This is a genomic window from Psychrobacter sp. UBA3962 (assembly GCF_002385225.1).
Classification (GTDB): domain Bacteria; phylum Pseudomonadota; class Gammaproteobacteria; order Pseudomonadales; family Moraxellaceae; genus Psychrobacter.
In genome coordinates this window covers 5,608-27,279 of record NZ_DGDC01000016.1, presented here as the reverse complement: position 1 = coordinate 27,279, position 21,672 = coordinate 5,608, and the positions used below count along the sequence as shown (strand labels likewise).

Below are 21,672 nucleotides of genomic sequence, written 5' to 3'. Positions count from 1 at the left end.
CGTCAGGTTATATAGAGGAAGATATTGGTTTTGATGCCTTTGAAACCTCAGCAATCAATTGTCTTGAACACTTCACAGTCTGTTGAATATCAGAGTAGCTGTGGCCTGATTTTAGAAGACTGGCAATAATTTTACGCTTTTCCATGTCCTTCCCCCGCCCTTTATATTTACCTTGAGCTTTAGCACGTGCAATACCTTGCATTTGACGGTTACGTCTATCCTCATAATCCTTTCTAGCTATAGCCGCTAACATATCCAGCAGCATGTCATTTATGGCGCGTAGTACACTGTCCATAAACTCCGAGCCATTACCTTGTTGCAATGCCATATATGACGTTGGAAGCTCTTTAGACACTACAGAAAGACGTTTGGCTGATAGTTTTCTCTTTAAGGTATCCCAATCAGTTTGATTTAAACGTGCCAAACGGTCTATCTGTTCAACTAAGATCACATCGCCCTCAGAAGCATCATCAATGAGCTGCATGAGTTGTGGACGTTCTAGCATCGCTCCTGACTCGTTCTCAGTATAGAATGCTGCAATTTTATGGCCATGCTCTCTAGCAAAAGCAATAAGTTCATCTTTAGCACGATTGGCGTCTTGCTCTTTGGTTGAGGCACGAAGGTAGGCTCTAATAAACATAAACACCCAAAATAGTCTGTTATAAGTGGTTCTATTATACCAGTCTATTTTAGGTGGTCTATTAATATTTTATAAGGCGTTTTTAGGTGGTTCCGCTAGGGTATGTTCAATAGGCGATAAGACGGCTTATTGTCGTTTGCCCAGTTCACGGCAAAGATGGGAAAAAATTTCATATCTAAAATTTAATTTCTATTTATATTAACAGTACCTATGTAAGCTAACATATGATTTAAACAGCGTTTATCTCCTTGTGTTGCATAAATTTTGTGATTGATGCCATCGGGGTCATATGGTTGATACATACCATTTGTATTAATGTAATCGCCCATCTTAAAAACTTTCCCATTTAAATTTAATGTCTTAGTAGTCTGATCCCATTTAACAATACCTTTAGGATATTGAGGAAACATAGCTGTATTATACGTGCCATCAGGTCCAATTAAGTATAAACACCCATCTTGCCACGCAAACCTTCCTTTTACTACGTCCATTGCCTGATATTCATTATCTGGATTGACATAATAATAAAAGATGTTTGTTTTTTTTAATTGTTCAGAGGTGGTATTATTTTTTTCAACAATAGAGTTGTTCATCACTGATGAACAACCTACTAAGAAAATGATTAACGAGATTGCCATAACTCTAAGCATGATAAATTAACCCCCTGTTTTTAAAGTAAACCCTGATACATAAGCAAGCGAAGAAAATATACCTGAATATCCACTTCCATCTTTTAAAGCTCCGCCAGCACTTGCTATACCATATGCTTTACCTGAACTATCAAAAAGAGGTCCGCCACTATCACCTCCTAGTATTTTAAAATTAGGTCCTCTCACTTCTATATATGTTGAAGCACAAGAAGTCATTGGTATTATTTGTTTAACAGAGGAATTACAACCTCCACCACCAATTCCTGAACTTACGGTATTTACAGTACCACAACTATAACCAGTTTTTTGTCCTATGTGACACACAGGTGTACCACCTACATATTGGCTATTTATTACGGTTGGACCTTTTGCATATCCAATTCCTGTGATTGTCTGTGTCGGAATATAATAGTTAAAGTCTTTTTGAACATTGCCAACTAGCGGAGATGTCGTAATGTCAAGTGGCAAAAATGATATTTCATGATATTGGGAATCCATAATGGCATCTTTACCAATTGTACCAACCAAACCAACTTTAGCTCCTGCCCCACCATTATTACTATAATTACTAAGAGTTTTACCATACATACAGTGGGTTGCTGTAAGTATTCCCTGCTGACCATTCATAGTACCTGTAAAACCTCCTGTACAATAACCTGTATTGCTAGGTAACAACCCCCCACCACCAATCCCAGCTTTAAAAGACATAGGTTCAGGCAAAAACTCAATCAAGGTATTCATCCCTGAAACTTTTTGTAATCTAGATTTTATTTCATTTTGTTTAGTTACGTCAGGCTGATAGAAAGAAAGGCGAATAGCGTCATTTTGGGGAACATAGCCAATCAATTGTAAACCATCATATTGTTTGACTATTCTTGATTTTTGATTCTCAACTATATTTTGAATAGCTTTAAAATTCCTTGGCGAATTGGCTACAACCTCGATTGGTAATGAGTACTCTTTTGATAATTGGTCAGCTAAACTCAGTTCATTAGCTCGAAACTCAAAGTTATTTTTTTAAATCTATAGTGCCAATCTCTACTAGCATAGGAGTTAGACAACGTGCATCTCCTTGTTTTGAGTATTCTTCTATATCATTATCGGGATAATATTTTGAATATTGTCCGTTAGTTGTAATGTAGTCACCCATTTTAAAAATATACCCATTCAAACTTAAGGTTTTATTATATTCATTCCACTTAACAGCATTTTCAGGATATTTAGGAAACATAGCTGTCATGTAACTACCATCTTTTTGTATTAGGTAGAGACAACCTTTCTGCCATTTGAAAACTCCTTCTACAGATGCCATAGCCTGGGCTTGGGTTGTGGGATCAGTATAATAGCGAAAAATGCTAGTCTTTTGCGTAGGTTCAATGACTTTCGCAGATGTCCAATTAGAGTTTTCAGCTTGGCTGTCAATTACTTGTGTAGGTTCAACTGTCGTAATGGTGGCATCAGTATTAGAGGATGAGCAGCCACTTAACCATAAAGCAGTGGGTAGACAAATTATCAACGAGATTTTTGCAGTTATCGTAGCCATGAGACATTTACCTTTGCTAAGTTTGTTAATGATTTCTTGTATTTTTAACGCTCAATAATTATTTGCTATGACAATTGCTTTGGTGAATACGAATGAGTCAGTCTACAACTGAAAAGCTTATTAAATGTACACCATAAAGTACACTGTAGTTATCTTAGCAAGTTAAGACGTTGATACCATTAGCCTACAGCTTAAGGTTCTAGTCCTCACTAGGGAGCCGAACCAGTAAAGAAGCCTGATCTATTTCACTAGGATTTGAGCAAAGGGCTTTAAGTTGATATCTTTTACATATTTTCAGACTTGTTCTTGGTTGGTGGTACTGAGTAGGTTCCCACAACATGGGCAACTAATTCGTCAGATCCATCTGAGTATAAAGAAACCTCACCTACGACTAGACTTCTTCCAACTTTTAGCAGTTTGCATTCAGCAATAATACGTGATTTTGCAGTGGGCTTACGTAAAAAGTTGATAGTTAAACTTGTGGTGACTGCTAACGGTACTATGCCAATTCTACCTAAGATAGCTACATAAAGAGCCACATCAGCAATTCCCATCATTACAGGTCCCGATACAGTACCTCCAGGTCTCAAATCATCTAAACCAATATCATGGGATAAAATTGACCCACTGCTATTTACTGCCTCAATCTTGTACTTTGCTTGAGGGAACTCAGACTTCATGAACTCAGCTATCTCTTCCTTGGTTGCTGACATAGGGCTTCCTTTAATCTAACTGTTTTTGGCACCTCTATTCTATCCTAACTTTCCGCCTTACTACGATAAAAAGTTATAGAGCCATTTTAGGTCAGAGCACTAGTTTTAAAGTGCTTGACGGTTTGATGAGAGGTATAGTCTAAAAAAGAACAGCAAGCTAATTTAAAAAAGTATTATCTTTAGTGAGTAGTCAGGTATTAGAGATGCGTATTCATAATACGGGCTAATCCCTTAATAGAGCATTTCACGATTAATTCCGTTACTATTAAGACTGATATCCACTTTAATTAGTAATAGACATTATGACTACAAAAATATTAGGCAAACTAAATCCATCAAGCTACAGTGCACTGCCTTATTTTATTGAAAGAGTACCCGCAGGCTTTCCTTCTCCTGCAACAGGCTATATAGAAACCAGTATTGATCTTAATGAGCTATGTATTAGTCATCCAAATGCTACTTTTTTAGTTCGTGCAGGAGGGCTATCAATGATTGATGCAGGTATCTATCCTGATGACTTGCTGGTTGTTGATCGTAGCTTAGAAGCCCAGCACTGTGACATTATAGTTTGCACAGTAAATGGTGAGTTCACTGTTAAAGAGTTATGCCTTGAACCTACCCCTAAGTTAGTTGCATACAACAAAGATTTTAATGACATCCCATTAAGTGATGACATTGAGTTTGAAGTATTCGGTGTGGTTAAAAACATTATTAGAGAGCTAAAGCGTGGCCGTGGTCAGCAACGCCGTTCTGATTTTTAAAATGGCTTTGTAATCGGTTTTCAAATGTCCGAAAAATTGAACAGCCTACCATCAATAGTACTCATTAACTCTTCAACGCTATTGTGCTTGGCTTTTAAATACTTGCCTCTAAGTTCCTCATCTACCAAATAAATAGAACGCTTCTCTTTGTTAGGCTTGTGGAACTGACTCATAAATGGTTCGTCATCCGCATTGTGAGTAAGTAGCGTAAAGCTATGTACTGGCTCATTAAAGTGATTATTAAACTCATAAAGCCCAGCGATAGTAAAAGCTTCATTATCCTTTCTATAAATACGCTTCCATTCATTTTTATTTTTATCACCGCTTAAGTAGTAAGGTTCCATAAAGCCTGCCATAGGTACCAAACAAAACTGGCTTTTAGTAAAGGCTGGCTCAAACGTCTTCTTGCTTTCAATAGTTTCAATTCTTGCGTTGTAGGTAGAGTAATCCACTGGATCACTTGCCCACGAAGGACTCAGTCCAAACTGGCCTTTAACTACCTCAAGTCCATTTTCTGTTTGAATAATAATAGGGCAGAAGTCCTTTGGATAGACGCGCTTCTTGTATTGAAAATCAAACTCAAGCTGTTTATTTACTATATTTTCAATTTGTTTAGGGCTTGCTGGTTCGAAGATTGAGCACATGTTGATTTTTCCTTCTTATTTAAATAATAACTTTATTCCTATTCTCACACGACAACAGTTGTCGGATGAGGTTGATAGTTATCTTGTTTTTACTGGGTATCTATATAATAATTAAAAAACACCATACTCATATAAAGGAATATTTTTTATGTCAAAAGCTTCTACAGACGGTAAATCGAAAATAATAAGTCTAACACTTAGAGAGTTAAACAATAATATTGACAAATTGACAGACTTAACGACTTTGTGTCTTGTTATCAATATATAATACTCCCAGAAAACTAGACCAAAAAATTGTAGCAAATAAGATAGAATATCCTTTAGAAAAAGAGGTCTATCTAATGACAAAAGTACGTAAGCGTCACAATGCTGAATTTAAAAGCAAAGTCGCCGTTGAAGCCATCAAAGAACACAAGACCCTCAACGAGTTAACCGCAGAATATGGGGTTCATGCAACCCAAATCAGCAACTGGAAAAAGCAGGCTTTGGCAGTTATCCCTACTGCATTCAATACCAAACAGCAAGCCAACGAACAAGCCCAGCAAGCTATTATCGATGAACTACATAGGCAGCTAGGGCAAGTTATAAGCGAAAGAGACTGGCTTAAAAAAAAGTCCTTACAGCTACCCTGAGCACTCGTAAACAACTGCTAGAACCTGACAACAAGGATTTTAGTGTTCGTAAGCAATGTGAATTACTCAGTATCAACCGCTCAAGTCTGTACTATCAGCCAAAGCCCATCAGCGAGCTTGATATTACCCTGATGAACTTGCTTGACCAGCAGTACACCAAGACCCCATTTTATGGGGTTAAACGCATGACAGCGTATTTGAGGCAACTAGGCTATCAAGTGGGAGAAAAGCGAGTTAGGCGCTTACTACGGCAAATGGGGCTAGATGCCATTTATCAGCATCCTAACACGAGTAAGCCTAACTCTAAACATCAAGTTTACCCGTATTTGCTTAGGCATGTACCGATTAGCCGTTGTAATCAAGTGTGGAGTACTGATATCACCTATATTCGCCTAGCCAAGGGCTTCGTGTATTTGATGGCGGTGATAGATTGGTACAGTCGTTATGTTCTAGACTGGTCGCTAGCTACCACGCTTGAGGCGGATTTCTGCGTTGATACGGTAAGTAGCTTACTGCACAATGGGTTACGCTGTGAGATTTTTAATACGGATCAAGGCTCTCAGTTTACCAGCCCAAGATTTACCAGACCGCTCATTGAGCAGGGTATTGCCATCAGTATGGATGGTCGCGGTAGGGCACTGGATAATATCTTTGTGGAAAGGCTTTGGCGGTCAGTGAAGTATGAATGCGTGTATTTGCGACAGTTTGAGACAGTCAGTCAGGCAAGAGCAGGTTTGAAAGAGTATTTCGAGTTTTACAATCATGAGCGTTTACATCAGTCGCTCGATTACCATACTCCTGCACAGGTTTATCTGGCTAACAATAGTTCGGATAATAAATCGTTTTATCAACCCAATTCTATCTTAATTTTATGATAATTTGGTCTAGACATTGGGGAGTACCTTACTTGGAAACCACTATGAAATATTTTTTTATCCCTATATTAATGTGTGTAGCAATGGGCGCTACTGCCTCTGAGTATCGCGTTGTTAATAAATTTAGCAACATAACATCGGCTACACAAGAAAGAATCGAAAATATAGAGGCCTTAGCTGAGCAAGAGCGTAAAAAATCTGAAGAACTAAGTAGGCTAGCAGCCTCATTAGGCCCTGATGACACTGATGTGTCAGAGTATTTTAAAGGTTCAAATACAAAAAACAGTAAATGGACCTATAAAAGAAGCAAAGATGTTGTGGAGAGGACTACTGCAACCGAAGCTACTATTAAGTCAAATAATTCTTATAACTTAGGCATTGGCCAAGGCGGAAACCAAAGTCTTTATATAACCATTTACAACGAGCACGATACCGGTTTTTATAACGACGAAATATTCATTGGTTATATGGAGGGCCTAGTTGAAGTGTGCTTTGGCTCTTGCTATATGCGAGCTAGGTTTGATGACGAAGATGAGGCAAGCTGGTACAGGCTTGATCATTTAAGTTCTCATCACTACAAAATAACTGGAGTTTATGACGAAAAAATGTTTGATGGCAAGAAGCTTAAAAACGATGACTATTTTTTGTTAAAGCTACATAACTCAAAGAGCTTAGTGCTAAAGTTTCCTAATTTCAACGGCCAAACATATACATATGCATTTGATTTAAAAGGCTTGGATGCTAAAAAATTAGGTCCAAAATAACCAACAATACACAACTCTAAATTCAAAGTTTTACAGCCTCTGATGATTATCAGAGGTTTTTTTTATGCCCGGAATAAGGAGTATTAACATTGGGTAAAGTCTTATCACGTTTAGATATCTTACTGCATGCTAATACTGCTAACTACCGCCGCGATATTAAGCAAGCATCAGGCGTTCTACGTGGCGATGAATTTAACTCAGTTGCTGAGCAGGCACCAGTTTTGCTTGATTTGTTTGCAAAAGAGCTAGACAAAACCAGAGGAGCTTTGCGTAAATTAGCCGCTGATGGGGCATTGACTTCAGATGTAATTTACAACGCTATATCATCAGTAACTGACGTTCTAGACGAAAAGATGTCTAAAGTGACAGTAACTCTTACTCAAGCAGTGGGTGTGTTTAAAGATCAGTATGCAATTTTGTAGATGACATAGTTAACCAGAACACGACCATCGGTCAGAACCTAGGTTAAGTAGTATTAGTCGCGGCTGATAACTTTGCAACACTAGCCAAGGCAGGCATAGCGGTCGGTGACGTTTGGCTAGCAAACACTGTGGCAAGCTCGGGACTAACAACATCAATAGTGGGTTTGGTGGGTGCACAAGTAACATCAGCAAAAGCTACGGTTACAAATGCTATAAGCACGCAGAGTCAAATAGCAGCAATTAATAGTTTACATACAAACATGATGTTACTGCGCATGACTAAGACGCATTACATCGCATTAGCAAAGCAAGCTGTCGCAAGCACCGTGGCTTATACTCGCTCATTGGCTGGGCTGGCTAGAGGCGTTAATGCATCAACTGCGGCAGCTGCTATGCACAACAAAGCGATAGCTGTGGGCAATCTAGCTCAAAGAGCCCCTATTGCGTCTTGCATGTTGGCAACTAACGCTATTAAGTTTCTAAGCCACCTATGCGGTGGTGAAGCTACCTACAAGTCAGCAAGATGGGTGAGATTATTTCTAAGCCACCTATGCGGTGGTGAAGTATCACTATGGGGAAAGTGCATTAACTGTAGCTTTCTAAGCCACCTATGCGGTGGTGAAGAGCAAATCACACTCACCGGTAATATAGTCATTTTTCTAAGCCACCTATGCGGTGGTGAAGCTCATCACGTATAGCTCTGTATTGTCGTCTAATTTCTAAGCCACCTATGCGGTGGTGAAGTAAGCTAAAATCACATAATGCGACCATAACAATTTCTAAGCCACCTATGCGGTGGTGAAGGCAAGTTGCTCAGTTAGATTATGAGTACGCATTTTCTAAGCCACCTATGCGGTGGTGAAGTGTTTGGTCGTTTGGGTGCTTGCCAATCATCATTTCTAAGCCACCTATGCGGTGGTGAAGACAAGGAGTTTAAATGCCTGATTATAATTACTTTTCTAAGCCACCTATGCGGTGGTGAAGGGTAGCAGAGGGCAAGATTGAGACCGCTAACATTTCTAAGCCACCTATGCGGTGGTGAAGAACCGCTAGCAAACGCAAAGTTCTACCAATCATTTCTAAGCCACCTATGCGGTGGTGAAGGCTTGCTTTAAGACGTACTCTGTGCAACCTGTTTTCTAAGCCACCTATGCGGTGGTGAAGAGATGCTTTTGATAGCAGCTCTATCTCATCTGTTTCTAAGCCACCTATGCGGTGGTGAAGTTGAGCCTAAGCTGTCAGACAAGATAACAGTCTTTCTAAGCCACCTATGCGGTGGTGAAGGGTGCAAACGCTAAGTTTGTGACCTTCTTACTTTTCTAAGCCACCTATGCGGTGGTGAAGGTTACAACGGACCATATTGTGTAAATGTAAGGTTTCTAAGCCACCTATGCGGTGGTGAAGAAACCCAAACAGCCACGAGTCCAAAATGCTAGTTTCTAAGCCACCTATGCGGTGGTGAAGAAGCATGAGCATTGTACTTAGCAGCACGCCGTTTTCTAAGCCACCTATGCGGTGGTGAAGCAGGTATGCCACGTCAACGTCTAGCAGGGATTTTTCTAAGCCACCTATGCGGTGGTGAAGCATAATCGCACCACGCTCACCGTAAGTGTATATTTCTAAGCCACCTATGCGGTGGTGAAGAGTCTGAGATTGTACGCAAGGCTGACAATAGTTTTCTAAGCCACCTATGCGGTGGTGAAGCCATTCTGTGGGTTCGGATATTCAGAGCATGATTTCTAAGCCACCTATGCGGTGGTGAAGAAATTACCTTTGGCAGTTACCTGATCCTCAGATTTTCTAAGCCACCTATGCGGTGGTGAAGTTGCCCTAAACATCACAAAGCAATGCTGGTAATTTCTAAGCCACCTATGCGGTGGTGAAGGATTGCCTTTAGGTCATCGCTCAAGCTATTTATTTCTAAGCCACCTATGCGGTGGTGAAGAACATCACAGTTAATAACCATAGCAGTGCTAATTTCTAAGCCACCTATGCGGTGGTGAAGCAATAAAGTCTTGGTCACTTACTGCATCTAACTTTCTAAGCCACCTATGCGGTGGTGAAGAATAACCTTTGTCTTTGCGTGTTGTTAGATTATTTCTAAGCCACCTATGCGGTGGTGAAGGCCCCATTGCCTGCACTGCTCTGCGTAAGCGTTTTCTAAGCCACCTATGCGGTGGTGAAGCCGTTGTATCTCTTTAGGAAATATCTCACCTATTTCTAAGCCACCTATGCGGTGGTGAAGTCTTACGCCATACATCACGAGCCTTGTCTGTTTTTCTAAGCCACCTATGCGGTGGTGAAGCAGCAACAACAGCAGCAACCACCGCAAGCATGTTTCTAAGCCACCTATGCGGTGGTGAAGAAAAAACCCTCAATTGAGGGCAGTAATAAATTTTTCTAAGCCACCTATGCGGTGGTGAAGAAAGAGCTACGTGTTAACTCAATTAAATTGATTTTCTAAGCCACCTATGCGGTGGTGAAGAACATGCACATTTCTAGCACGTTACGCTCCTTTTTCTAAGCCACCTATGCGGTGGTGAAGATTTAGGCCTGACAGTGGTGAGGTGCATTTAGATTTCTAAGCCACCTATGCGGTGGTGAAGGTTAGCAACTGGAAAAAAGCTTACAAATCGTTTTTCTAAGCCACCTATGCGGTGGTGAAGCAAAACAAATACCTTACTAAAGGTATTGAGATTTTCTAAGCCACCTATGCGGTGGTGAAGGGGGAGCCGAAATCGTGACGGATGACTCCCAATTTCTAAGCCACCTATGCGGTGGTGAAGATACCTACACTTATACTGATTTTTTGAGTGTATTTCTAAGCCACCTATGCGGTGGTGAAGGCTATCAAGGCAATTAAAGATGATGCTATCAATTTCTAAGCCACCTATGCGGTGGTGAAGAGGAGTTACACCTCAAAAAGTTGAGTTGTGACATGGCCTTGAGGACAAAAGCCCTATTTTACCCTCTTTTTTTAACCATCTCATAACTCTATGATTTTATTGCAAGTTTTTAATTAGTGCAAAAAGAGGGGTTTTATACCCTCTTTTTGGGTCACTCGTCATGACCAGTTTAATCACACTCCTACCAATGCGGTACAGTGACGTTGTCACGCATACCATTCATGCCATACGCATTAAACAGTCCTGATTTAGGTTCATCAGCGGGTTGCTGTAGCACTTTAAGTAAGTAAGGTGATTTATTGGTTTCGCTGGTGAGTCTAACATAAGGTACAAGCTTTTCAGGCATGCGTTTAGCGACCGTTGCCATTGCGTCATCCAAGCTAATATTCAGTTTTTTAGCCAGGCTTTGCGCTTGCACCTCAATAGGCTTAAAGCGATAACGGTGTACGCTGACATAGCCTTGTATATCACTTGGCACATCTTTAATCGGCTTGATATGCACATAGTCGGTTAAGCGATCTAACCATTTGTTTAGGTCGAGTTTAGCTAAATCTTCCTGACTAGGTGCAAAGATACGCAGCTGATTGCCAAGTTTTGATGACTTACCATTTTTTTGATCAAAGTAATAGTCAGGGAAGGCAACGCCAATAGAATTTATGCTATGAGAGTTTTTCACATCAGCGAGCGCGATATGTAGCTGAGTAAATAACTTGCTCCATATAAAATAGCTACTAATATCAGGCTCAGGCAGCAAGGTGATTTCTTGGTAATGAGTAAGATGAGTCATAGCTTACTCCTTGCCACTGGCACCGAATACACCACCACGGATTAAAACACCAATAACATAATGTTGTTGCTCAACCTCTGGAGCTTCACCTTTTAAGACCCAGTTATCAAATAGACTGTAGAAGTCCATTTTTTCTTTTGGTTGACGGAATGCTTTACCAAGGGTCGTAACTGCACCGTAAGGCTCGATAGCGATTGGGAACTCAGCTTCTGGATACCAATCATCAATAGTGCGAATGGCGTTGCCGATTTTTTGAGAGTGCATGCCAGCTTTACCGTTAACATGATACAGCTCTTTTGATTTAGTTTTACCGGTATCTAGTACCAGCTCTTGAGAAGGGTAAACCTCTTGACCATAGCCTACTATCGCAAAAGCTTTAACATATAAAATAACAAAAGCTTCATCATTTAGGCCTTTTTCAATTAAGTCCGCTAAACCATCGATATCTGCATTAGTAGTATTGAAGTCTTTTATTGAGATAGTTTTGGCATCGAACTCGAAGTCATGTTCGGTTCCGTCAATAACACAACTAACCTTAACTGTAATTTGTTCAGCACCAACACGGTTACGCCATAGCCATCTAGCATTAGCAATATTAGTGGCATAACGACGAGCTAATTCACTGACACCTTGAGTATCTAAATAGCTTTTTACCGTAGATTGTAATGCTTGCTGGTAATCTTGGTCATTACACACAGAAGGTTTGCCGTCAAATGGCAGAACTTTACAGCTCCACGTAGCTACCAGGGTATCGCAATCTTCATCAAGTGCGGCTGAATCCACGCGCTGTAAGTTGGCTTTCTCAATTTCGGCATCAAGCTTAGTGGGGTCTTTGGTAATAGTATTTTTAAGTCGATTACTAATGGTACCTCGGACTGACTTTTCTTTAATAGAAACTGGCTTTAGTTTACTGTCTTTATTTTTACTATCAATTTGATCCAAAAAGGCATCTGAGATATCAAGGTTACGTTCAAATGCTAAAACACTGGCTGTGGTTAATTTGCTCATAATAATACTCCATGTATTAAAAGTAAGACTGTATATAGTTGATAGATCCTTTATTAAAATTACAGTCGTTTAAAAGGGGGGTGATTAAGGTTTAAGTAAATTTGTTTATCAAGAATTTTGAGTCACCAAGTAGAGGCTATTTTTTTCATCATAGTGATATCGCCAAAAGGCTTTAGCAATATCATACTCACTTTCTGTACTACCTAGGCGTTGTGGATAAACCCATTTACCAAGACCATAAATAGCTTCGACATATTGGCTAGGATATTCAGGATTGCGTACATTTTGCATCACGCCCGCATCATAAAGCTCTGATATGCCTTGATAGCCCAATGGCATAGGTACTAGCCAACCACGGCCTGATTTTCGCGAAGTGGTATGCCATTTGGTTTCGCCATTAGGCAGTGTTTCTGGGATGTGATGTAGGCTAGATACATCTATAAGGGCATCGAGTGCTGTGGCATTGGGATTATCAGATCGGACCTCTTCAATGATTTCAGCAAATTCCTGTTGCGCCTCCATTAAGACAAAGGCAGGTAATAAGTTTGGTTTTAGCTCATTAGCTTTATCATAACTAAAGAACTGCACTGGCTCCGAGCGAGCAAGTCCATGCACACTACCGCCAGCCATACGCTGTTGCCAAATCCATTTAGTCGTGTGTTGAATCAGTGTGTCTGTTTGTGAGTCACTGAGGGCTGTATCTGCTAGCACTTCGACCGCAAAAGTCATGACTAATCGGCATTTGCCTTCTTCGATAATTGACGCAGTCTTACCATCACGTTTAATCGGATTGCGAGTTTGGTTAAATGTATAGTTGTTATAAGGCTTATCTCTATAAATCTGCGGTGTGCACTCATGGCAGGCAAGCAAAACTCCACCTAGAGAGATGCCTGACAGCTCATCAGCTTTGGACTCTGCAAGCTTACGTGACATGGCATGAAAGCTACCTAGAAAGCCTGTTACTGCCGGGAAGCCGTAGGTCAGGGGACTAGATATAGCATTGGCGCTTTCAATAAGCACACGTTTAAATAACAGATAGCCCACCACACTTTGAGTACTTGCTGCTGCATCGTTAGAGTTGATGCTATCGCCTAAGTCAATATTTAAAAAATCAGCGGTCATAGAAACACTCCTTTTCCTGCACGCTCATACAGATCTATCATAGCTTGCATGTCACGCTCCCATTGAGTGTGCTCAGTATCAGCAAACCCATCTTTGATATCTTTGAATTTCTTTTGTAATAAGCTGTTTATCCAGCGAGCATAACTGTGAATAATATCTTTGTGCCAGTCTTCAGCTTCTCGCTTCTCTTTCCAAGATTCTTCACCTTCAAGCTCTGCACGTTTTGGATCTAACCAAAACTTTTCGCTGTCATTTAGATTTACCTGATCCTTACTCCAGCCGGCAGGAAGTTCATTTTGCATATAGTGGGCATAATCAAAAATCTGTGTTAATACCTCATCCATCGCTTGCTTACGTAGATCACGTACTTTCACATTATTTGGCTTGATCTCAATGGCGCTAAAGATCTTCAGCAAAGTAGGGCTTACTCTTTTTTCAAGAGCATTTGAAAAAATAGATGTCGCAAATTTTGATGGTTTAAAATGAGTGTTGTAGCGAGTAAGGGTTGGCGGCAGAGAGGGTAGAAGATAGTTGATACCTCCCTGAGTACTCATATGCTTACTGACGCCTTGAGGGTTGCTACCTCCTAGCTGAACAACAGCTATATCAGAAATAGTAGGATACGCAGCTTGTATAACATCTTCTTTATTAGAAAATCTGTTTTTTCTTTTACTGCTAGTTTCGTCAGAATACTTAATGTGCTGTATTTTTTGGAAAACAATATTGGTTAATGAAGAAGGATATAGAGGGATAATGCAAGTATATTGTTTATTTGCATGAGGCCATAAAGTTTGTTTATTGTATTCGCTAGTTATAGGCTGCTTATTTTTTCCAACTAATGCTTGTCTGAAAGCTTTAAAATATTGTTTAGATAGATCAGGGTCTGACGATAACGATAGCTCGAATGAATTATCATTTTCTATAATGTAATCCTTAACTTTCTTTCCATCTTGTACCTCGAATTCAAAAAAAGAATAAAGAGGTAAGGCCGCCGCATTACCGCTAGCATCTAGCTGATGATTTTTGATAGATTGATGTCCGACGACTGCTTTTGGTAAGGCTGTATTAGGGTCGAAGTTTATATTGTCACCTTTAGAGCTTGAATGGATACCCTTAGATATATGGGTCCCAAAGCCTATTTGTTTTGTCATTCTATTTGCAGCATTATCCATCCAGACTTCTAGTGAGTATCTGTCCTCAAATTTAGATAACTTTTCCTTTAGCTCAGATATTTTATCCAGATCATTATCTTCAATGGCTTTAGCCAACTGCCTTTGTTCTTTTTCAGTCTTTTTATCAAACTGGCTGGTTAGAAATGCCTGGACAGTATTCTTAGCCAGATCGGGCGAAAAGTTGGGCATAACGGGCTCCTTTACTTAGTATAATTCTTCACCACCGACCAGATGGTTTTATAGGTTAATTCGTTTTTCATTTTATTGTTTTATAAAGCCGAAGTACTCATGATATAGCCATCCTTTACTATTGTTAGTTGTAAGGCGTTCAAGAGATACAGAGGAATAAGCTACAGCAAGCGAGCGTAAGCTTTTATCAGGCTCTTTACTTTGTAGTGTATGTAATACGTCTCTAACGTCTGAGTAGAGCCAAGGTTTTACTTGAGGGTGGTTAAACTCAAACTTCATTTTCATAACTTCTTTATTATGCTTACCGGCATACATCAAGCCTTGTTCAAGAACATCTTCGTGATAGTAGGCATCGTAATCACAGCCACTAAAGTCCTCTGTTTCTTTTTCAAAGGCTAGGGATCCACCTTCAGTCGCCTCTTCTAATGAACGTGGGATAAGCAACCAATCTTGTTGTGGACTACCAGAGCGGAAAGGGCTGATTTGCTGTAAATGGGTATGTACACGGTTGGCTGGTGTCAGTGGATGATAATAAGCATTGACGTAATTTAACTTATTACTATTCATCAGATCCTTCATCACTAAATGCTCAAGCTCGTCTAAACTTCGTGCTTGCTTTAATTCTGTGTTATCGGCTTGCACTGGGCTAATAATACGTGGTCTTGCATCAATATGGCTGAGCTGCTCTTTAGCAATTAAATTATTTAAGTCATAGCTTTCAGGTTTGATGCTCCCTGTTTCAAAGCCCGGTCTTGTAAATATAGAGCGCTTACTATGGCTTTGTTTAAAGTAGCGAATATTATATTGCAGCAAGAGCATATTGGTTGTAGTGGCAACTTTATTGGGGCGATGACGCCAGATTCGACCTGCCAGCTGAATAATAGAGCGCATAGAAGACGGTTCGACTATAGCCCAGTCATAATCATGATCACGACCTACCTCCGCAACAGGTGTAGCAAGGACCATAAAAATATGATTTTTAACTGGGTGCTGGTGCAGTATGTCAGAAACCTCGTTATGATCATAAGGCATCGCACCGTTGTTACGGTCTAAAATACGGTCTAGTTTATTCTCAAGACTATTGCGCAAGAGTAGCAATTGCTTGGCATGGTAACAAGCGACATGAATAATAGTATCTTCAGGAATTGATATCTTACTTGGATTGAAGAATTGTTGAGAGATACCAGTAATATTATTCACATTGGCAATGCGTACTAAGCCAATACTAACGTTTTGACCCGTATCTGGGTAACTAAAGGCATGATCTTTATGTAAGGAAATGGCTCCATGTAATAAAGTTTGAGCAAGGGATGCATAAAACTCATCTTGCGTGTCATTGCTATATTTAGGTAAGTTTAGAGGTAGTATTTCTGCCTGACGTCTAATTGTCTGCTTATCTAGATAAGCAGCACGTTTAGTACTAAAGCTATTGTGAGTTCTAAAAAACTCATCAGTATTGGCGCAGTTAGTTGCAAATGCTGAATTTGGCTGCTCATCAAACCAAGCGCAAACAACTTTAGGCGAAGGCTTATTTTGACTTTTATTAAAGACATGGCGTCCTGACAAATAAGCATTAAATAATCCGGTAACTAAGTCAGGTGTTAGTGTTGCTGAAGAAAGTAATACGCGGGTACCCATCAATCCAGCCAAATACATCAAGCGAGTTAAGGCAGGTAGGTCTGCTTGATCGAAGTCGTCAGGCTCATCAAGAATCAAGTCACTGCTAAGTAGTCTCAGCAAAGGGGCTATGTACTTTCCACCTCTTTTACACTCGCTGGCTTGAATGAGATGGTCTACAGTACAGGTAACAATAGGTGCGAACAGTAGATCGCGTGCTTTAGGATTAGATATAACGGTATCAAGATTTAAAGCCTCGTAATCATCATAATCAATACTACTGTCGACAAGTTCATCTACCAATTCCTCGCTTGATTCACTTCCAAAGGCTTGAGCGCCATAACGTGTATCAGCTTCTTGTGCTATTTCGGTAGCCTCACCTGTGTCTGGATTATGATTCATTTCAAACAGTTTTCTATGCGCACGACCACCGACCAAGATAGCCAGTTGGTCGTCTTGTAAGTTCAAGTTCTTACGAAAGCTTAGTCCGGTCTGGAGTGTTAGCACTCGAAGCCCTAAAGCAATGGTAAAACGCGCTCCTTTTTTCTGGTCTGCTAAACCATACATAATCCGAGCATTACCGATAGTTTTACCTGCACCGGTAGAGGCCATATTAACTCCAAAAAACCCATGGTCTTTGCTGGCTTGCTGGTGTTTTGCAGCCAACTTAAAAGCACTGTTTTGCCATTTAAAGCGATCTACTCCTGTAGGTTTGGCAAGTGGATCATGGTTTTTTAGGTGTGGCATTTCACTAGCAATAATTGGAAGAGTGCGTGCAAAGTGGGAGGTAAACTGAGCCACGCCTATTAAATGCTCCTCTAAAGACTGTTTGATAACCGTCTTATTTTCTTCATCACTCTGATGGCCTGTAGTTTTAGTAGTATTGGCTGCAAGCTTAGTAAAGCTCTCCTTAACTTTAATACAGCGCCTATCGTCGACCTTTAAACTAGAGTAGTTATGGTCGCCAATCATTAGACAAAGGCGTGATAAATGCATCAATAAAGGGTCAGTGATAGTAGGATCGTTATGATGACTAGAGTTAGCCTGTTTACTTATTTGCATCAAGGTTGAATCATTTAATGCTTTTTCTGACCAACGCTTGAGTGTTTTTTGCCAAGCTGAACTATGAATCACTAAATTATTAAATTGCCAAAAATCCTGCAATTGTTTTTTGCTCATACCACCATCTGATGGCGGTAACAATGATTTAGGGTTCTTTACCCAATAATCGACAGGCTTTAATTGACTATAGAACTCGTGCAAATTACCTTTTAAATCTATAACTTGGTTCGTTGTATTAAATCGTTCGATTTGTGAGGATGACAAAAATACTTCTTTTAAAGGAGGTAAACGATGATGAGTGACGATAAGCCAGGCAAGCCATTGAGCGAGTGGGGGCATATTACCGATGATAGGTGCGTCAGGGTTTAATGTTGAGAATTTTTTATCTATATCTTTATCATTTAACCAGTCAGACAAGTTAGCTAAGCGATTCAACCACTCTTCATCTGTTTTACAGTCCTGAATAATAAGGCTAAATAGCTTTAGTGATATCCACTCATGTCGATACGGATCACCAGACTTACTACCTTTTAATAGCTTTTCTTGAAAACCGTTGGTTGATTTGCCAATATCATGAAGTAATGCAGCTAAGGTGGCCATGATTTGAATACTACTAAGATAGGCCCAGTCATTCTCCCATTCGCGGTGTAAAATATTGCGCTTGGTACTATTCACAGGCACTATCCCGACTTCATTAAACTTACGTTTATTGCCTACAATCCATAGTAGTTCAGTACGCTGACGTGTACGCACTCGATGACAGCTAACAGCAGTTGAGCGAGTGGCAGACTGACGTAGCAAACGTTTGACTGTCATTAGTCCATCTTCGGTAATTGCCGTTTGCCACACATTACTACCAATCCGATTGGCAAATGCATCGAGAATACGCCGAGTACGTTTCAGGGCTTTTTTCTCACATTGAGAGACAAAGGTGACGAGCATAATTTAAATTTTCCAATCTGTCTTAATTGCTAAACTCTTCACCACTTCAAACATCTCATCAAGTGCCTTATATTGGGTAAAGTAATTTAAGCACTCTTGGCGATACTCTTTCTCGCTGAGATTTTCACTGGCGCAAATAAACGAAAGCGGTAACACTAGCGCATCTTTCACAATATCAGCGATATCAAACACCAAAGCGCCACGTCTGGTTTTGCCATGCATGACGGCAAAGCCATGAGGGATGCCGAGTACCCAAGCGGTGGTTGCACCAAGCCCGTATGCTAAATAATTGCCATGATTTAAAAAGCCATTGGCTTTATCTAAACCATCATGGTCACGAGTAAAGCCAGTATAGTTGGTGTTTTCAGCGGCGACTCTATACAGTGCTTTAGTCAGACGAGCTTCTAGTTGCAGTAAATGCATGGTTTTGTCTTGCAGAGGTATTTGGCGTTTGTGTTCATCGAGTAAGCTTGCGATGTGATTATCATGACTGTCAAAGCCGTGTTGCTTAAAGTCTTTGTCTCGTTGCCAAACACATCGCAAAAACTCGATGCGGGCAAGCTGCATGGCTTGGGCGGCTTGCAAACGTTTGTTATCATCAAACCACCAACTCATCCAACCTTGAATGTACTCGGTAGGTCGGTATTCACTTTGCGGCGTCAGCCATTCGACAAAGATTTCTTTCTCGCTACCCATAAATAGAGGTGTACCACCGCCGCCACAGAAACCAACCAGTACGCCCGCTTGAGATAGCAGACGCATAGCGGCTTGTGTGATAGAAGTACCTGTACCCAGTAATATTGAAGTCGTATTGGCAATAGGGATGTTGAAGTATTGATTGGCTTTATCATCTTCGGTGAGATATAAAACTCTTCCATCTTTTTGAAGGACGCGGCAGTATTGTATATAAAAGATATTGCCACGTTTGGAATGCAAAATGGCTTTAAGCTCTGAAGATGTAAAGCTATTATCCGTATATACATTAGTTTTACGCATAACTAACTATCCTTGAATACCATACTTGCTCTATGGATAAATACTATTTCAATATCATGAGATAAGCAATACTAAACAGACATTTAACGACATTGAATGTCGTAAATAATCAATTATCATGAATATTCAGTGAGGTGAGATGGTTAAGGTGAGCTGTATTGAATAAAAGTATGGTGCTGACTTCCTCAGCCTTAGTTAACTTTTTTATTTTAAGGTAAAGATCATGGAAAATATGAAATCTATATTATTAATTAGCTCTATTCCTCTGCTTTTAGCGAGTGTTCAAGCTTTTGGTGTCACTCATAAAAATCCTGATGAGATCTTAGAGTGTCATCTGTTTAGTGGGGATAAATTAATTGAGAAGGAGAGCTGTCTTCACCTTTCTGGGACAAATGAAGAAGGCTTTTATATTAAACTACGTACAAGTAAAGCTTTTTATGAGTTTGATGGATCTTGTGACAGTAAGGGTAAGTGTAGCTATGTTCAAGGTACGACACCTATTGAAACTTATGTAAGAAACGCTACAACTTATAAAAGAATAGAAGGGGATAGTAGTTCTTATTACGGCAATCTCCTGTATTGCTATAAATCAGCTGATAACAAATTTGATATTTGCGCAAAATAATATAGTTTTATGGAAGTCTTTTGGGTGTTGCCAAGGAGCTATTCATAAGGTGGGTTATGTGGCTAATCCCCTTAATAACTTTAATGCTACCTCGTCACCCAATTTATCAATCAAAGCCTGCAGTTCATCTGCAGGCTTTTTTGCCGTGCTGTTATGGATAAACTGATCAGTACTCTCGCCAGCCCTTAACGCATCTAGATAGTCAGCCCATTTCTGCATCATCTCAGCTCTATCGTCGATGTACTCAAATCGACCATATGCGGCTCCGTTTGGGTCTTTAGTAGTATGGCCTAGCGCCATCTCTACAAGCAGTAGGGGATACTTTAAATGCTCTTGTAAGATGGTTTTAGCTGTTGCTCTAAAGCCGTGTACACAATGAATGCCTTGGTAGCCTAACTTATTAAGCTGTTTAGTAGCTGTGTTTTCTGAAATGATGTTATGTTTTTTTGCAGTAGCGCTATAAAAAACATATTCAGTGTGACCGTTTAATTTATGCTGTTCATGCAATAACTCTATAGCCTGTCTAGGCAAAGGAACAACCATCTCTTTAACCATATTGACCTTGCCTTGACCTTTTAGGGGATTAAGCTTCCATCGACCCTCAACCAAGTCTAAGTCAGCCCATCTCATTCGTCTAATATCACCATTACGAACAAACAGCATAGCTAATAGCCTAAGTGAGTTCAAGGTATTCATATCTGCATCTAAGGTCTCAATATCCCTTAGCAGCTTAGCCAGCTCTTTAGGTTTAGTTACTGCTGGTCTGTGACCATAACGAGCAGTGGCTAACTGACTTTTAATTAAGTCCGCTGGATTTGAGTCACAAAAACCACGAGCACCAGCATACACAAATATATCGCTGGCAATACCAGCACATCTTTCAGCCTTATCTGTAGGCTTACCTTGTTTATTAAGCGAGCTGTTTTGAATATCGAGCAGTACCTCTAGCATTTGTGGTGCTGTAATATCCTTGATTGGTTGATTACCAACATAGTCACATAACAGTTTAATACGTCCTTTTTTTCGTATTAGAGTATTTGATTTTTGGATCTGCTCCAAGCTATCAAAATATTCCCAAGCAAAGTGCTTAAAAGTATTTTTATTTAAAATTAAAAGTGTTTGTTCTTTTTCTTTACGATAGTCTTTAGGGTCAATATTTTTACTGATTAGGTTTTCATACTCATGCCAAATTTCATACGCACGAGAAAGCTTCACATTAGGATAAATACCTAATGAGATTCTCTTGGCTTTTTTAGTGATAGGGGAGTTGTAACGGTAAACCCATGACTTTGTACCGTTGGGCCTGACCATCAAATAAAGCTTGGGGTGGTTCTTAACAGACACAAGGTATTCTTTATCTTCAGCTGTATGGCTGGAGATACTGCGATCAGAAGAGATGGGTTTGCGTTGTGTCATGGTGGTCTAATCCAATGTACATTTAAATCAGTGTACATCAGAGTGTACATTAAATGCAGGGATTAGTGTACATTCTACAGGACAGTATAATACACCAGATACAACAAAGCCCTTGATAAACAAGGGCTTGAGGATAGTATAAAACTATATAGAACTATGTAATGGTACCGGTGGTCGGACTTGAAC

The 21,672-nt window shown here is 40.0% G+C and carries 19 protein-coding genes and 1 CRISPR repeat array; of the genes, 5 read left to right on the top strand and 14 right to left on the bottom strand.

The annotated features are described in order from the left end of the window. Positions 1-7 precede the first annotated feature (7 nt). The 5 genes from B3S92_RS04360 to B3S92_RS04340 form a co-directional block, all read right to left on the bottom strand. Positions 8-640 (bottom strand): recombinase family protein, encoded by a 633-nt coding sequence (locus B3S92_RS04360; RefSeq protein WP_011954795.1) that lies wholly within the window; start codon positions 638-640, stop codon positions 8-10. 182 nt (positions 641-822) lie between these two features. Beyond that, entirely contained in the window at positions 823-1,233 is a 411-nt protein-coding gene (locus B3S92_RS04355; RefSeq protein ID WP_296203084.1) for a hypothetical protein, read from the bottom strand. 63 nt (positions 1,234-1,296) lie between these two features. After that, positions 1,297-2,136 carry a trypsin-like serine protease gene (locus B3S92_RS04350; protein ID WP_296203082.1) on the bottom strand — a complete coding sequence of 280 codons (840 nt, stop codon included), beginning with the start codon at positions 2,134-2,136 and terminating at the stop codon, positions 1,297-1,299. A 163-nt stretch (positions 2,137-2,299) separates the two neighbouring features. Next, the gene (locus B3S92_RS04345; protein ID WP_296203080.1) at positions 2,300-2,833 is read right to left on the bottom strand and encodes a hypothetical protein; all 534 of its coding nucleotides are present in this window, start codon (positions 2,831-2,833) and stop codon (positions 2,300-2,302) included. 284 nt (positions 2,834-3,117) lie between these two features. Further along, a complete protein-coding gene (locus B3S92_RS04340; protein WP_296203077.1) occupies positions 3,118-3,546 on the bottom strand; it encodes a PaaI family thioesterase in 429 nt (142 codons plus the stop codon). Between the two features lie 302 nt (positions 3,547-3,848). On the opposite strand from B3S92_RS04340, the gene umuD reads away from it, so the two are divergent. Beyond that, entirely contained in the window at positions 3,849-4,307 is a 459-nt protein-coding gene (gene umuD, locus B3S92_RS04335; RefSeq protein ID WP_296203075.1) for a translesion error-prone DNA polymerase V autoproteolytic subunit, read from the top strand. A gap of 20 nt (positions 4,308-4,327) precedes the next feature. Here umuD and B3S92_RS04330 read toward each other — a convergent pair whose 3' ends face one another. After that, entirely contained in the window at positions 4,328-4,951 is a 624-nt protein-coding gene (locus B3S92_RS04330) for an SOS response-associated peptidase family protein (protein ID WP_296203073.1), read from the bottom strand. 341 nt (positions 4,952-5,292) lie between these two features. On the opposite strand from B3S92_RS04330, the gene B3S92_RS04325 reads away from it, so the two are divergent. From B3S92_RS04325 to B3S92_RS04315, 3 genes are all read left to right on the top strand, one after another. Further along, a protein-coding gene (locus B3S92_RS04325) for an IS3-like element ISPpy1 family transposase (RefSeq protein ID WP_296203067.1) occupies positions 5,293-6,458 on the top strand; the annotation gives its coding sequence in 2 pieces (ribosomal slippage) (positions 5,293-5,566 and positions 5,566-6,458; 1,167 coding nt in all). A 44-nt stretch (positions 6,459-6,502) separates the two neighbouring features. Next, positions 6,503-7,222 (top strand): hypothetical protein, encoded by a 720-nt coding sequence (locus tag B3S92_RS04320; RefSeq protein WP_296203064.1) that lies wholly within the window; start codon positions 6,503-6,505, stop codon positions 7,220-7,222. Positions 7,223-7,311: 89 nt separating this feature from the next. Next, positions 7,312-7,644 carry a tape measure protein gene (locus B3S92_RS04315; RefSeq protein WP_296203061.1) on the top strand — a complete coding sequence of 111 codons (333 nt, stop codon included), beginning with the start codon at positions 7,312-7,314 and terminating at the stop codon, positions 7,642-7,644. 43 nt (positions 7,645-7,687) lie between these two features. Here B3S92_RS04315 and B3S92_RS04310 read toward each other — a convergent pair whose 3' ends face one another. The 7 genes from B3S92_RS04310 to cas1f all read right to left on the bottom strand — a co-directional run bounded on the left by B3S92_RS04310 (position 7,688) and on the right by cas1f (position 19,445). Next, on the bottom strand, positions 7,688-7,864 hold the full coding sequence (locus B3S92_RS04310; RefSeq protein ID WP_296203058.1) for a hypothetical protein: 177 nt from the start codon (positions 7,862-7,864) through the stop codon (positions 7,688-7,690). A gap of 256 nt (positions 7,865-8,120) precedes the next feature. Further along, positions 8,121-10,550: direct repeats of the CRISPR family, unit length 28 nt; unit sequence TTTCTAAGCCACCTATGCGGTGGTGAAG. Positions 10,551-10,731: 181 nt separating this feature from the next. Further along, positions 10,732-11,337 (bottom strand): type I-F CRISPR-associated endoribonuclease Cas6/Csy4, encoded by a 606-nt coding sequence (cas6f, locus tag B3S92_RS04305; RefSeq protein WP_296203055.1) that lies wholly within the window; start codon positions 11,335-11,337, stop codon positions 10,732-10,734. Between the two features lie 3 nt (positions 11,338-11,340). Then, entirely contained in the window at positions 11,341-12,345 is a 1,005-nt protein-coding gene (gene csy3, locus B3S92_RS04300; RefSeq protein ID WP_296203054.1) for a type I-F CRISPR-associated protein Csy3, read from the bottom strand. 108 nt (positions 12,346-12,453) lie between these two features. Next, positions 12,454-13,467, bottom strand: a complete 1,014-nt coding sequence (csy2, locus tag B3S92_RS04295; RefSeq protein WP_296203052.1) for a type I-F CRISPR-associated protein Csy2 — start codon at positions 13,465-13,467, stop codon at positions 12,454-12,456. Beyond that, positions 13,464-14,828: a type I-F CRISPR-associated protein Csy1 gene (csy1, locus tag B3S92_RS04290; RefSeq protein ID WP_296203050.1), complete on the bottom strand. Its 1,365-nt coding sequence runs from the start codon at positions 14,826-14,828 to the stop codon at positions 13,464-13,466. The genes csy2 and csy1 overlap by 4 nt, the downstream gene beginning before the upstream one ends. A 72-nt stretch (positions 14,829-14,900) precedes the next feature. Next, positions 14,901-18,449: a type I-F CRISPR-associated helicase Cas3f gene (cas3f, locus tag B3S92_RS04285; RefSeq protein ID WP_296203048.1), complete on the bottom strand. Its 3,549-nt coding sequence runs from the start codon at positions 18,447-18,449 to the stop codon at positions 14,901-14,903. A gap of 3 nt (positions 18,450-18,452) precedes the next feature. Continuing rightward, complete coding sequence (gene cas1f, locus B3S92_RS04280; RefSeq protein ID WP_296203045.1) at positions 18,453-19,445, bottom strand: type I-F CRISPR-associated endonuclease Cas1f; 993 nt, start codon at positions 19,443-19,445, stop codon at positions 18,453-18,455. 223 nt (positions 19,446-19,668) lie between these two features. On the opposite strand from cas1f, the gene B3S92_RS04275 reads away from it, so the two are divergent. Beyond that, positions 19,669-20,070: a hypothetical protein gene (locus B3S92_RS04275; RefSeq protein ID WP_296203043.1), complete on the top strand. Its 402-nt coding sequence runs from the start codon at positions 19,669-19,671 to the stop codon at positions 20,068-20,070. Between the two features lie 54 nt (positions 20,071-20,124). Here the strand turns inward: B3S92_RS04275 and B3S92_RS04270 are convergent, their stop codons facing one another. After that, positions 20,125-21,486, bottom strand: a complete 1,362-nt coding sequence (locus tag B3S92_RS04270) for a tyrosine-type recombinase/integrase (RefSeq protein WP_296203041.1) — start codon at positions 21,484-21,486, stop codon at positions 20,125-20,127. Positions 21,487-21,672 lie beyond the last annotated feature (186 nt).

Coding starts and splice junctions, on each gene's coding strand:
- B3S92_RS04360 (WP_011954795.1), bottom strand. CDS start 640: ATGTTTATTAGAGCCTACCTTCGTGCCTCAACCAAAGAGCAAGACGCC.
- B3S92_RS04355 (WP_296203084.1), bottom strand. CDS start 1,233: ATGAACAACTCTATTGTTGAAAAAAATAATACCACCTCTGAACAATTA.
- B3S92_RS04345 (WP_296203080.1), bottom strand. CDS start 2,833: ATGGCTACGATAACTGCAAAAATCTCGTTGATAATTTGTCTACCCACT.
- B3S92_RS04340 (WP_296203077.1), bottom strand. CDS start 3,546: ATGTCAGCAACCAAGGAAGAGATAGCTGAGTTCATGAAGTCTGAGTTC.
- umuD (WP_296203075.1), top strand. CDS start 3,849: ATGACTACAAAAATATTAGGCAAACTAAATCCATCAAGCTACAGTGCA.
- B3S92_RS04330 (WP_296203073.1), bottom strand. CDS start 4,951: ATGTGCTCAATCTTCGAACCAGCAAGCCCTAAACAAATTGAAAATATA.
- B3S92_RS04320 (WP_296203064.1), top strand. CDS start 6,503: ATGAAATATTTTTTTATCCCTATATTAATGTGTGTAGCAATGGGCGCT.
- cas6f (WP_296203055.1), bottom strand. CDS start 11,337: ATGACTCATCTTACTCATTACCAAGAAATCACCTTGCTGCCTGAGCCT.
- csy3 (WP_296203054.1), bottom strand. CDS start 12,345: ATGAGCAAATTAACCACAGCCAGTGTTTTAGCATTTGAACGTAACCTT.
- csy2 (WP_296203052.1), bottom strand. CDS start 13,467: ATGACCGCTGATTTTTTAAATATTGACTTAGGCGATAGCATCAACTCT.
- csy1 (WP_296203050.1), bottom strand. CDS start 14,828: ATGCCCAACTTTTCGCCCGATCTGGCTAAGAATACTGTCCAGGCATTT.
- cas3f (WP_296203048.1), bottom strand. CDS start 18,449: ATGCTCGTCACCTTTGTCTCTCAATGTGAGAAAAAAGCCCTGAAACGT.
- cas1f (WP_296203045.1), bottom strand. CDS start 19,445: ATGCGTAAAACTAATGTATATACGGATAATAGCTTTACATCTTCAGAG.
- B3S92_RS04275 (WP_296203043.1), top strand. CDS start 19,669: ATGGAAAATATGAAATCTATATTATTAATTAGCTCTATTCCTCTGCTT.
- B3S92_RS04270 (WP_296203041.1), bottom strand. CDS start 21,486: ATGACACAACGCAAACCCATCTCTTCTGATCGCAGTATCTCCAGCCAT.